This is a genomic window from Xanthomonas citri pv. citri, from assembly GCF_000961215.1.
GTDB classification, from domain to species: Bacteria; Pseudomonadota; Gammaproteobacteria; order Xanthomonadales; family Xanthomonadaceae; genus Xanthomonas; species Xanthomonas cissicola.
Window position 1 is genome coordinate 4,602,504 of sequence record NZ_CP008998.1, and the last position, 12,847, is coordinate 4,615,350.

The window sequence follows — 12,847 nt, forward strand, 5'->3', positions numbered from 1 at the left end:
GGAGCGCAGACGATTGGACCCTAGCGCGGCAGTGCGTGCAGTCGCGTGAATCCGCAGGCGGCCCCGACTGCCAGGATGCGACGCAGGACGATCGGAAAAAAATCACGGCCGCTTCGCTCCGCAAACGCGCGCAATGCACGCGTGTGTCGTACATTCGCGACGTGCAGCCTCATCAGTCCATGCCGTGTGTCACCAATCGCTACGTGCGCCACGTTCGCGCGCGCTCCGGTTGGCGTGCACCTTCCATCTGCCAAAGCCTGCGTTGGCGGCATTTCTGCAGGGGCCATGCGTGAACCGGCAGCGCAGCCGTCGCGGGTGGTGAGGTGAAGCGCCAACGCATCATCAGTGTCACCGTGCTGCTGGTGTTGCTGAGCGCAACGCTGCCGATCGGCCTGTCCTACTACCTGGCCTGGCGGCTGGCGTTGGCGCGCGAAGAGGGCAGGCTGAGCCAGCTGGCTGCGCTGTCGATCCGGCGCACTGAAACCGCCTTCGACGAGGCGCATGGCATATTGTTGAGCATGGCCGCCTCGCGGTTGCCACCGTGCTCGCCCGCGCACCTGGCGCAGATGCGCGCCTTGGTGCTGACCAGCCACTACATCGTCGAGCTGGGGCGCTTTCAACAAGGTCGTCTCAGCTGTACGTCATGGGGCCAACTGCGCAACACCATTCCGCAGCGCACGGCCGATTTCGTGGTCAAGCGCGGCATCTCGGTGACCACGCGGCTGCTGCCATTGGCCAATCCGCAGCGTCCGCTGATGGCGCTGCAACTGGGCGAATACAACGTCCTGATCAACCCCGACACGCTGGCCGACATCAATATTCCGCCTGGCCTGCAACTGGCGATCGGCACGCCGGACGGACAGATTCTCAGCAGTACCGGCACCGCCGCCGAACACTTGCTGATCGACCCCACGGCCAAGCGCGAGCCAGGCGATCTCATGCTGTCGCAGGTGCTGTTCGGGCGCGACCGTCGTGGCGATTGGTCCGCGGTGGTCACCGAGCCGGTGGCCTATCTGCGCGGCCCACTGGCGGCGGCGAGGTGGCAGTTGGTGCCGGTTGGCATCGCCATGGCACTGCTGCTGGTCGGTGCAGTGCTGTGGGTCTCGCGGCGGCGGCTGTCGCCACTGGCGCGGCTGGGAATCGCTGTGCAGCGCGGCGAGTTCATCGTGCACTACCAACCGATCATTGCGCTCGATAGCGGTGCCTGTGTCGGTGCCGAAGCGCTGGTGCGCTGGCAGCAGCCCGACGGCGTGCTGGTGCCACCGGACGCCTTCATCCCCCTGGCCGAACAAAGCGGCCTGATCCTGCCGATCACCGATCTGGTGGTGGCCGAAGTCCTCCGCGAACTCGGCCCCACCCTGGCCGCCGATCCAGCGCTGCACGTGGCCATCAATGTCTCCGCCGACGACATCAAGAGCGGCCGCGTGCAGGGCGTGCTGGCGCAGGCGTTGCGCGGCACCGGGGTAGACAGCGGCCAGCTGTGGGTGGAGGCGACCGAACGCAGCCTGATGGACATCGATGCGGCACGCACCACCATCACCCATCTGCGCGGTGCCGGCCACACGGTGTCCATCGACGATTTCGGCACCGGCTATTCGAGCCTGCAGTATCTGCAGGGCTTGCCGCTGGACGCGTTGAAGATCGACAAATCGTTCGTGGACACCATCGGCACCCATTCGGCCACCAGCGCCGTGACCGCGCACATCATCGAGATGGCCAAGACGCTACGGCTACGCACCATCGCCGAAGGGGTCGAGCGGCAGGAACAGCTCGATTATCTGCGCGCCCATGGCGTGGATCTGGCGCAGGGCTGGCTGTTCTCGCGCGCGTTGCCGGCCACTGGTTTCATCGCCTATCACGCACAGGCGCGCAGCGCGACGCAGTAAAACCGGCAACAAAAAAGGCCGCCATTGGCGGCCTTTCGATGTCGATCACGCGTTGTGCAATCCGATTACGCGCTCTGCAATGCACCACTGCCCTGCCGCACCGGCTTGGGCCGGCTCGGAAAGGCATGGCGCACGATCCGCCACATCACCTGGCCGAACTGGCGCGGCAGCGAGCCGGTGTTGTAGTGCTGGCCGTAGCGCGCACAGACCTGCTTCACTTCGACGGCGATCTGCGCATAGCGATTGGCCGGCAGGTCCGGATAGAAGTGATGCTCGATCTGGTGGCTCAGGTTACCCGACAGCACGTTCATCAGCTTGCCGCCGGTGAGGTTGGACGAACCACGCAGCTGACGCAGATACCAGTGGCCACGCGATTCGTTGCGGATGGATTCCTTCGGGAACACTTCTGCATCGGCGGTGAAGTGGCCACAGAAGATGATCACGAACGTCCAGATGCTGCGCAGCACGTTGGCGGCCAGGTTGCCCAGCAGCACGGTCAGGAAGAACGGGCCGGCCAGCAGCGGAAACACGATGTAGTCCTTGAGCATCTGGCGCCCCATCTTGCGGCCGACCGGCAGGAACGAGGCGCGCAATTCGGCCGCCTTCATCTTGCCGGCGAACCAACGGCCCAGACGCAGGTCCTGGATCGCCACGCCCCATTCGAACAGCAGCGCGAACACCACCGCGATGAACGGCTGCAGCAGGTAGAACGGGCGCCAGCGCTGCTCGGGGAAGATCCGCAGCAGGCCGTAGCCGATGTCATCGTCCATGCCGCGCACGTTGGTGTAGGTGTGGTGCTTGAAGTTATGCGTCTTGCGCCAGTTGTCGCCGGTGGCAACGATGTCCCACTCGTAGGTGTTGCCGTTGAGCTGCGGGTCGCCCATCCAGTCGTACTGACCGTGCATGACGTTATGGCCCAGCTCCATGTTCTCCAGGATCTTGGACAACGCCAGCAGCAGCACGCCGGCGATCCAGGCCGGGATCAGCACGCTGTGCACGAATGCGCCCAGGAACAGCAGCGCACGACCGGCCACGCCGGTCCAGCGCACGGCGGCCACGATGCGGCGGATGTAGCGCGCATCGGCAGCGCCCACCTGGCTCAGCACGCGCGCGCGGATGGCATCGAGTTCGTCGCCGAAAGACTGCAGTTCGGCAGCGGACAAGGCACGGTTATGGACTCGGCTCATGAAGATTCCTTACAGATCCAGGATCAGGTCGGTGCTCGGCGCACTGATGCACAGGCGCACCTGTGCGGTGGGTTCGTTGCTGCGTTCACCGGTCAACAGATGCCGGGTGGTGCCGGATTGGCGCGGGCAGGCGCAGGTATTGCAGATGCCCATGCGGCAGCCGTGTTTGGGCCGCAGGCCCTGCGCTTCCAGCCCTTCCAGCAGCGACTGGCCGCGCGGCAGGGTCAGGGTACGGCCGCTGCGTGACAGTTGGACCTGCACCTGCCCGGTCTCGGCCTCATCCAGTGCCGGCACGCTGAAGGCTTCGGCCTGAAATGCAGCCACGCGTCCCTGCAGACGTTCGCGCGCGGCCTGCACGAAACCGCCCGGCCCGCAGGCCATCACATGGCGCTGGTCCAGCGCGGCAATCTGGTCCAACGAATAGGTGTCCACGCGTTCTGCAGGCGTCTCGCCTTCGCGGGTGGTCAGCAGTTGCACACGCAGGCGCGGATGCGCCGCAGCCAGCGCTGCGAATTCGTCGACAAAGCAGGCTTCGTCGCGCTGGCGCACCCAATACAGCAGGTCCACGTCCATCGGCATGCCGGCTTGCGCGGCGGCCTGCAGCAACGCACGCATCGGCGTGATGCCGGAGCCGGCGGCCAACAGCAGGAGCGGGGTAGGCGTGGTCGGCAACAGCATGTCGCCGAAGGCCGGGGCTAGCGACACCACCGTGCCCAAGGCCGCATCGCGCGCCAGGAAGCGGCTCACCAGCCCACCCTCGATGGCCTTGACGGTAATCGCCAGCCGGCCGTCGGCCAGCACCGTGGGGCTGTAGCTACGCAACAGGCGGCGGCCGTCGATCTCCACGCCCAGACTCACATGCTGGCCGGCCTGCAGGCCGCGCCAGTGGCCGTTGGGCTGCAACACCAGGGTCACCGCGTCACGACTGGCCGGGATGCGCTGGACCAGGCGCGCCACCGGCTGTTCGAGTGTCCACAACGGGTTGAGCCGGGTCGCCCAAAAATCGAACAGTTGCGGCGACACCAGCCGGCGCGCCAGGCGTGCCGGCAGCGGGGACTTGGACTTGCGAGGAGATGCCAGGTTCATGGGTCGCACTATACGCATGCATGCACAGCCGTGTATACACTTGTATATTGCTGGAGGGGCTATGATTCAGACCCACGCCCGGCTGCAGCCTCATGACCTCTATCGCCCTGCCTTCCCACGACGCGCCGCCGTCCCGCAAGCCGGCGATTTCACGGGAAGATCTCATCGCTGCAGCGCTGTCCTTGATTGGCCCGCACCGCAGCCTGTCCACGCTGAGCCTGCGCGAGGTGGCACGCGAGGCGGGTATCGCGCCGAACAGCTTCTATCGCCAGTTCCGCGACATGGACGAGCTCGCCGTGGCCTTGATCGACCTGGCCGGGCGTTCGCTGCGCACCATCATCGGCCAGGCGCGCCAGCGCGCCACCTCCACCGACCGCAGCGTCATCCGCGTCTCGGTCGAAGCCTTCATGGAACAGCTGCGCGCCGACGACAAGCTGCTGCACGTGCTGCTGCGCGAAGGCGCGGTGGGCTCGGACGCTTTCAAGCAAGCAGTGGAGCGCGAACTCACCTATTTCGAAGACGAGCTGCGCGTAGACCTGATTCGCCTGGCCGCGGCCGACAACGCCAAGCTGCACGCTCCTGCCCTGGTGTCCAAGGCGATCACCCGGTTGGTGTTTGCGATGGGCGCGGTGGCAATGGATTCCCCGCCGGAAAAAGACCCCGAGCTGATCGAGCAGATCTCGCAGATGCTGCGCATGATCCTCACCGGCGCGCGCGCCCTGGGCACGCACGCTGGCTGATCGTCTGCACTGACGTTGGCGTGCGGGTGAAAGGGACATCGCAGGCGGTCGGCGTCGTGCCAGACGACGGATCTTCAGCGACGTGGCGGGCACGGCATCGGCCTTGCGAGCCACCCTGATCCAACATGTCAGACCTCGCGTCACCGGGCGACATGCGGGCGCGCAGCACGCGCGATGAGGTGTCATCCCGTCTGCCATCGGCACATCGTCCTCTTTGCGAGGCGAAACTGGCCCGCAGCACCGACGCGCGACGCCTCGCCCAATGCTCCGCATGCGGCACCTCGGCGAAGCATCTGACTGCCCCATTCTCTCCAAGCGATGGAAGCATCGCAGGAGACGGCTTCCGTAGCCTACGAAAACCAAGAGGCAGCACGCAGCATGAGCGCGTCCAGTGTGTAGCTTGGGCATGGGTCACGCGACACACTGGCCAACAGCACGCCGCTTGAATTGCGTGACGATTGCTCGCCGCGCGCAGGGCTGGCTCGCTTGATCCTGGTTTTCGAAATCGTGTCATCGCCTGCGTCGACCATCCCACGCAAGGGGTATGGCCTGCTACCGCTACGCGGTTTTGATTCTGTTTCCGACTTCCGAATCCGACCACCAGACAGATAATCCGAAAAATAATTGCATAAAGTGCTTGCATCACTAAAAAGACGCGGGTAATGTTCGCGCCCTCGGCAGCCACGCCTGCACGTTTACCCAATCGATCTCATGTTCCTGCTCAACTCCGCCACATTCAATCGACTGCCCAGCGCGCACCGCGCGGCATCGTTTGTGCGCACGAAGAAAGCAGACGTGCGCATCCCCCTCTTCGACTGATGTCCTGACAAGGAGATCGGTCACCCGATCTCCGAGGCAAGCGAACGCCCTCGGATGCTGCATCCGGGGGCGTTTTCGTTATGCGTTCGCACCGACTCTTGCGGATGACCTTCCAGGCACCCGGGCATGGACTGCCCGACAACACGGACGTAGCACGCGATGAGGCGCGAAAGCGCTGTGCCCTGGTGCCGGGCACGGGTAGCGCGTGGTCATGCGCATACAAGAGTTACCGTTGAATAAACGGTAATCAGAAACATTGCGGAAGATATTCAGCGGCCTGGAGTTTATTCCAGCTGGTGCGCGCGGCGATGTCGTGGCGTATACCGAACTCTTTCTCATGTTTCTCGTTACGGGTATCGGCTCCTGGTGGAGCGGCGGCGCAAGCCGTAGGCCTGGTTCAATTCCGGAATACCCACCACTGGATAGCTCAATTGGTAGAGCAGCAGATTTGCAATCTGTTAGTCGCGGGTTCGAATCCCGCTCCATGCATGATCTTTCGGTCATTCCTCGGGACGCAAGTCCCTTTACGGAAACGCCCATGCCGCAGGCAAACAGGTATCCATCGCCTGACCGCCCATAGCAGCGGCAGCCTTGCCGGGCCCTTGCCCTGAACGCGCGTGCTCCGCCGTTCGCGACCGCGACGCAGCACATCGCACCGCGGCAGTCACGCACTTGCAGGCGCCAACAGCGCATTGCGCCCCGCACAGCCGCCGTCACCGGCGTTTCCACCTTTCAACGCCGCGTTGCATCGGCACACGTTCCGCCAGCAGTCCGATCCGGGCAGCGGGACGGCTGTAGCCCCGGATCGGACCACCGGAGCCAAACCTAAGGAGAAGTGCCAATGTTCTGGACCAAGCGGGTCGTGATCGGTGACGGCGAGCGCGGCCTGGTGTATCGAAACCGTCGGTTCGAGCGCGTGCTCGTCCCCGGCGTCTATCGCCTCTTCGACCCGTTGGGTCGCAGCGAGGTCATCGTCCACGCCATCACGCAAGGCGCCTATGTGGGCCGCGACGCGGAGATGCTGTTCGACACGCTCGGCAGCACCCTGCCGCAACACTTCGTGTTGGCCGACATCGGCACCGCGCAGGTCGGCTTGCTGATCCGCAACGGCAAGCTCGACGACGTGCTGCCACCGGGCACGCGCACGCTGTACTGGCGTGGTCCGGCGGCAATCGAGCTGCAGACCCTGCCATTGGGCGAGGGGCTGCAGGTGCCCGCCGATGTGCAACGCAGGCTGCGTCAGCTCGGCACGCTGTCGCGCGTAGCGGTCTGCATGGACGTGCCGGCCGAGTCGCAGGGACTGGTGTTCGTCGACGGCAAGCTGGTTGCACCGTTCGGGCCGGGGGCGTATGCGTTCTGGAACTTCCAGAAGAACATCGCCACCGACGTGATCGATCTGCGCGTGCAGTCGGTCGAAGTGTCCGGGCAGGAGCTGTTGACGCGCGACAAGGTGTCGTTGCGGGTCAACCTGGCCGCCAGCATGCGCGTCACCGATGCGGTGGCGATGCGCACGCGCGTGGCCAAGGCCGGCGATTACCTATATCGCGAGTTGCAGTACGGCTTGCGGCGCGCGGTCTCGGCCAAGACGCTGGACGAGTTGTTGGGCGACAAGGCCTGCCTGGATGCAGATATCTTCGGGTATGTGCGGGGCAGCGTGAGCGGCTTCGGCATCGAGGTGCTGGGCGTCGGCGTCAAGGACGTGATCCTGCCGGGCGAGATGCGCGAGATCCTCAACGCGGTCGTGCAGGCGGAGAAGCAGGCGCAAGCCAACGTCATCCGTCGGCGCGAAGAGGCCAATGCCACGCGCTCGTTGCTCAACACCGCCAAGTTGATCGAGGACAGCCCGGTGCTGATGCGTTTGAAGGAACTGGAGGCGCTGGAAAAGGTCACCGAAAAGATCGACAAGCTCACCGTGTTCGGCGGCCTGGATGGCGTGCTGAAGCAATTGGTGACGATCAGGCAATGAAGGTAGTGCGTGGCGGAAGGATCTGCCACGCACTGCCGCAAGGGAATGACAACAATGAGTACATCGCAACACTTTGAATTTCTGCACGCCGAAGGCAGCACGACCCCGATCAAGGGCTGGGTACGCGGCGTGCCCCTGGAAGAACAGGCACATGCGCAGCTGCGCAATATCGCGGCGGTACCGTTTGTCGGTCCGTGGGTCGCGGTGATGCCAGACGTGCATCTGGGCAAGGGCGCAACCGTGGGCTCGGTGATTCCGACCCGTGGCGCCATCATCCCGGCGGCGGTCGGCGTGGATATCGGCTGCGGCATGGCTGCAGTGCGCACCACACTGCGCGCCGCCGACCTGCCCGACAATCTGGCGCAGTTGCGTGCCAGCATCGAGCGCAGCGTGCCGGTGGGCAACGGCCGTGGCGGCGAGCATCGCAAGCTGCCGGACAGCATTGAGAGCCGCATTGCGCAGTCCGGGCTGGTGCAGCGCCTGGATGCGATCAAGCAGCAGCACAAGCGCATCCGTACCGACAAGCTGGACTGCCAGATCGGCACGCTGGGCGGCGGCAACCACTTCATCGAGATCTGCCTGGACGGAACCGATGCGGTATGGGTGATGCTGCACAGCGGGTCGCGCGGCACCGGCAACCTGATCGGCACGTACTTCATCGAGCGCGCGCGTGAGCAACTGGCACATCGCGTGCTGGGCTTCCATCTACCCGACAAGGACCTGGCCTTCTTCATGCAGGGCGAGCCCTTGTTCGACGAATACGTCGAAGCGGTGTCGTGGGCGCAGGATTACGCCCGCGAAAATCGTGAGGCGATGATGGCGCGCGTGCTGGCCGAGATGCGTCACCGCCTGCCGAAATTCCAGCTGGAAAAGCTCGCAGTCAATTGCCACCACAACTACGTGCAGAAGGAAACGCACGGTGGCGAGGAATTGTTGATCACCCGCAAGGGAGCGGTGAGCGCTCGTGCCGGCGAGCTGGGCATCATTCCGGGTAGCATGGGCACGCGCAGCTACATCGTACGTGGGTTGGGCAATGCCGACAGTTTCCACAGCTGCAGCCACGGCGCAGGGCGTGTGATGAGCAGGACCGCTGCACGCGCGCAGATCACCCTGGCACAGCATCGGGAGGCCACCGCACATGTGGAATGCCGCAAGGACGCGGCAGTGATCGATGAGTCGCCTGCGGCGTACAAGTCCATCGATGCGGTGATGGCGGCGCAGCAGGATCTGGTCGAGGTGCTGCACACCTTGCGCCAAGTGGTGTGCATCAAGGGATAGCTGTCCATCAAGGAATGGAAAAGGGCCGCATTAGCGGCCCTTTTTGTTGCAGACACGTTGCGCGAGCGGGTGAGCAACCTCATCCGCAATGCGGTGCACAGTTCAGTCATGTCGCGATGGCGCTCACATCAAAGCACGCGCGTTTCACTCTTTCGACGCCATCGTGGCGCCTCGTTCGCGGTCTGATCTCCAGGGCGCATCCATTAGATAACCGGAGGCGGTATGAGCAATCTCGACAAGCAGGAACGCAAGGAAGAAGCAAGGGACTTGAACCGCGACCCCATCTCCGGTGCGCCCGGTTCGCATCCGGTCGGCGTCGGTGTGGGCGGCATCGCCGGCGGTGCGGCAGCAGGCGCGCTCGCAGGCACGGTGTTCGGGCCGCTCGGCACCTTGATCGGTGCAGCAGCCGGTGTGGTTGCTGGCGCTGCGGCTGGCAAAGGCGTGGCCGAGCGGCTCGACCCCACTGTGGAGACGGAATACTGGCGCCAGGAGCACCGCAATCGTCCTTACTACAAGGAAGGCACCGACTACGATCGCGATTACGCAACCGTCTACGGATTCGGTTTGCAGGCACGTGAGACCCGCCCCACCAGCACGTGGGAAGAAACCGAAGCCACGTTGGCCGGCGAATGGCCGCGTAACCGCGGGCAATCGCGCCTGGAATGGGACGAAGCGCGGCTTGCAGCACGCGACGCATGGGAGCGTGCGGACCGCACCCACACTGTCTATCGCGACAGCGACACGCACTACGCAGGCCGCTTCGACAGCGCCAGCTACCGCGATGCCGACTATTCCTATGACGACTATCGCCCGGCTTACCGCTATGGCATGCAGGCGCGCCAGCAGCACGCCGGCCGCCAGTGGGACGACCACCTGGAACGCGATCTAGGCGATGGCTGGGATCGCTTCAAGGCAAATTCACGCCTGAGCTGGGAAAAGGCCAAGCACGCGGTGCGCGAAGCGTTCGATTCCGAGCATCACGATGCAGCCGCGCGCCGTCACCCGACCGACCCGCGCGTTTAAAGCGTGATCGCCGCGGCGCTGTAATAAGCGCCGCGGCGAGCGCAACGCGCTGAACCAGGGCGGGCCCGTTGGGGCCCGTTCCGCGTGGTGGAGCGATGCAAGTTCCATTGCTCGCTCGGCGGCACTCAGGGCGCATCGATGCGACATGCATTCCGAGCTGAGCAACCAACACGATAGTCCGCGCGCGCTGGGCATCACCAGGCCGAGAAGGCGACGGATGCACGCCCCATCGAGCTTGCGCGCGCCATCTCGTCCCGGACGACTAATCTGCGGTCTTCTCCACCGCACGGATGTCGCCACGAAAGACCGGAGCGGCCTGTTCCAATGAGGTCGCAGCAGCACCTTGCTGATCCTTGAGCAGCTGCTTGCGCGTGGCCACCACTTCCTTGGCCAATGCGATCCGACGTCCCACGACCATTTCGGTCAGCCAGTCGATCAGTGCACGCGTGTATTGCTGCTGGTGTTCCTTGATGCTGAGCGCATGGTCCGCGCCAGCGATGACGCGCGATGTGAGCGAACGCGCCTGCACGAACGCTTGCGCATAGTTGTGCAGCACCGGCTGCGGCACGATCACATCGTGTTCGGCTTCCACCAACAGCACATCGCCCTTGTACTCGGCGCAGGCGGCCAAGGCGATGTTATCGGCCGGATGCAGGCGCTGCTGGCGGTACGCCATCAGGTCCGGGTCGGCGTTCAGGCTGACCTTGGGTTGATCCCAGTGCGCGTCCTTGTAGAGCGCAGGAGATCGCAACGCCAGCCATTCCACCGGGCGTTCGCGCGTCAGCAATGCGGACAAATAGCCCCCGTAACTCAGGCCGACCACTGCGATCGACTGCGCATCCACGTACGGCAGGCTCGCCAATTGATCGTACGCGGCCTTGATGTCGTCCAGGTTCTGCGCCCGTGTCACGGTCTGGCGCATCGATGCATAACCCTCATGCCCACGTAGATCGAAGGTCATGCAGATGCAGCCCAGGCCTGCCGCCTCGCGCGCACGTACCAGGCTGTGGTGTTGGCTGCCGCCCCAGCCGTGCACGAACAACACTGCAGGCATACCTGAAGGCGTGAGCAAGGTGCCACTGAGTGCGTCGTTGCCGACCGGAATGTCGATACTGGAAAGTTTGGCTTCCATTACGTTGCAGAGATCCTCCTGTATTTGTAACGCGGCCCAGGGCCGGGTTGGGTTGCGCGGTAGTAGACCTGCGCATCGGTCGGCGGCTCGCCCGCATAGATTTCGTGAGTGGACGCACTGACCCACTGCAATGCGGGATCTTGCTGAAACGCGGCAATTGCAGCGAGTTCGGCCGGGGTTGCGCCCCCGATTCGCCAGGATTGTTCCAGTACGCCGCATACCGGAACGTTGCCCGCATCCTGCCCGCTGACCACATCGTAGTTGCGGCGGGAAATCTGCAGCTCAGGATAAGCCGCGGTGACGCCTCGATCGTAGCTGCACGCCTGTTCGACCACCCGCCGCTCGAGCGATGGCAAGGCTGTCGCCATCAATGCCTCCAACGACCCGCGGTAGACGCGCAACGACGAGCCGCCGTAGACATCGCTGCCGTCCGCATTGGGCACGCTGCATTGCGTGCCGTAGTACGCGATCTGGACGCCGGCAAGACACAACTCGCCCACGCTGTGCGTCATTGGCTGCAAGATATTGCGCTCAAGCACGCCGCCATGCGTACCTAGATAGGTATCGGGCAGGCTGTCCAGCATCTGCGTCAGCTGCCATGCATCGGCAATGCGCCACTGGTCGTTGCCACCTACGCCGGTGGGTAGCTTCAGGCGCACGTCTCCGCCGCCAGACAGCGCCTCGAACGCATGCAACGCATCCGGGCGAGAAAACGCGGTGTAGCCCGGCAGCGTGGCGGGAATCAGTGATATGGCTAGCGCCTGATCCCAGCCCGCCGTGCTTGCCGCATCGGCGCAAATCAGTGGGTGACCGATGACCTTGGTCGCCAGAAACGCATGCGGCACGATACCTCCGAGCAAGTCGCCGGCGCCTTGGATACCAAGTCCGCGTGCTTGTGCGGTGGTGAGCGTGTCATCGGGTACGTGGAACGTTCCAGCTTCAACGACGCCATGGCCGGCGACGCCGGCATCGCGCACGCCCAGCAAACGCGCAATTTCGCCACACACCCAAGCATGCGTTGCACGCTCATGACCATGCTCGGGCACGGGGCGCGTGGCATGCCCAAGCACCTGCCGGTAGTGCGTCTGTGCCATGACCTCTCCCCTGCGGCGTGATCGCGCGTCGTTGCTGGCCTCGGTCGCAGCTGAGGGACGAGTCGTGGAAGTGGGTGTCGCCGGAGCCTTACTTCAGTGCCAGATACAGGCCAAGCACAATCAGGAACACCACGATCAAACTGATGGCGATACGCCCGCCGCGCAACTCCAACAAGGCGTGCCACCACACGCGGGCTTCAGGTGCGCCGCTTGCATGATGCGGCTTACGGCTACTGGTCTCGCTGTCCTGCATCCTGGGTACTCTCGCTCCATTACGTCGCCGCTTACCTTAATGATCAGACGTTACATAAGTGTGGAGCGGTTCAGAATCTTCCGTGAAATGCGGCATTGCAAAGGCGATTTTCGCCTGAGCGGCGATCACATACGGGACCCAAGGTGGTCGGGTGCACTACTGTCGTGACATCGGAACGCGTACGAGACCAACGCGTTGTTTCGACAACGCGGTTACAAACGCGTCACGTGGTGCGCGTTGACCACATGCACGCGGCTGCATGCGCCGCGTGCAGATGCAGTCAAACAATCTGACCAATTAAGCGTGCAACGCGCCGAAGTGCTGCAATGGTCGGGTTCGATGATCAATCGTTGACATACCCGCAGTTACCCTGCAGGTCAAGT

Annotated in this window: 9 protein-coding genes; 5 read left to right on the top strand and 4 right to left on the bottom strand. The window is 64.1% G+C overall.

Annotation, left to right across the window (positions count from 1 at the left end; all coding sequences use genetic code 11):
- Positions 1-323: 323 nt before the first annotated feature.
- Positions 324-1,886, top strand: coding sequence for an EAL domain-containing protein (locus tag AMD14_RS20260; protein ID WP_011052635.1), 1,563 nt, complete (start codon positions 324-326; stop codon positions 1,884-1,886).
- 65 nt (positions 1,887-1,951) lie between these two features.
- On the opposite strand, the gene AMD14_RS20265 is transcribed toward AMD14_RS20260, so the two are convergent.
- On the bottom strand, positions 1,952-3,073 hold the full coding sequence (locus AMD14_RS20265; protein WP_011052636.1) for a fatty acid desaturase family protein: 1,122 nt from the start codon (positions 3,071-3,073) through the stop codon (positions 1,952-1,954).
- Positions 3,074-3,082: 9 nt separating this feature from the next.
- Entirely contained in the window at positions 3,083-4,159 is a 1,077-nt protein-coding gene (locus AMD14_RS20270; RefSeq protein WP_005914374.1) for a ferredoxin reductase, read from the bottom strand.
- Positions 4,160-4,251: 92 nt separating this feature from the next.
- Here AMD14_RS20270 and fabR point away from each other — a divergent pair, with 92 nt between their 5' ends.
- The 4 genes from fabR to AMD14_RS20300 all read left to right on the top strand — a co-directional run bounded on the left by fabR (position 4,252) and on the right by AMD14_RS20300 (position 9,985).
- Complete coding sequence (fabR, locus tag AMD14_RS20275; protein ID WP_011052637.1) at positions 4,252-4,899, top strand: HTH-type transcriptional repressor FabR; 648 nt, start codon at positions 4,252-4,254, stop codon at positions 4,897-4,899.
- Positions 4,900-6,559: 1,660 nt separating this feature from the next.
- Positions 6,560-7,684 carry a slipin family protein gene (locus AMD14_RS20290; RefSeq protein WP_011052639.1) on the top strand — a complete coding sequence of 375 codons (1,125 nt, stop codon included), beginning with the start codon at positions 6,560-6,562 and terminating at the stop codon, positions 7,682-7,684.
- Positions 7,685-7,738: 54 nt separating this feature from the next.
- A complete protein-coding gene (locus AMD14_RS20295; protein ID WP_011052640.1) occupies positions 7,739-8,962 on the top strand; it encodes an RtcB family protein in 1,224 nt (407 codons plus the stop codon).
- A gap of 222 nt (positions 8,963-9,184) precedes the next feature.
- A complete protein-coding gene (locus tag AMD14_RS20300; protein ID WP_003486518.1) occupies positions 9,185-9,985 on the top strand; it encodes a hypothetical protein in 801 nt (266 codons plus the stop codon).
- A gap of 262 nt (positions 9,986-10,247) precedes the next feature.
- Here AMD14_RS20300 and AMD14_RS20305 read toward each other — a convergent pair whose 3' ends face one another.
- Both AMD14_RS20305 and AMD14_RS20310 read right to left on the bottom strand, forming a co-directional pair.
- Complete coding sequence (locus AMD14_RS20305; protein WP_003486520.1) at positions 10,248-11,117, bottom strand: alpha/beta hydrolase family protein; 870 nt, start codon at positions 11,115-11,117, stop codon at positions 10,248-10,250.
- Positions 11,117-12,211, bottom strand: coding sequence for a DUF3182 family protein (locus AMD14_RS20310; RefSeq protein ID WP_011052641.1), 1,095 nt, complete (start codon positions 12,209-12,211; stop codon positions 11,117-11,119). The genes AMD14_RS20305 and AMD14_RS20310 overlap by 1 nt, the downstream gene beginning before the upstream one ends.
- Positions 12,212-12,847: the final 636 nt, after the last annotated feature.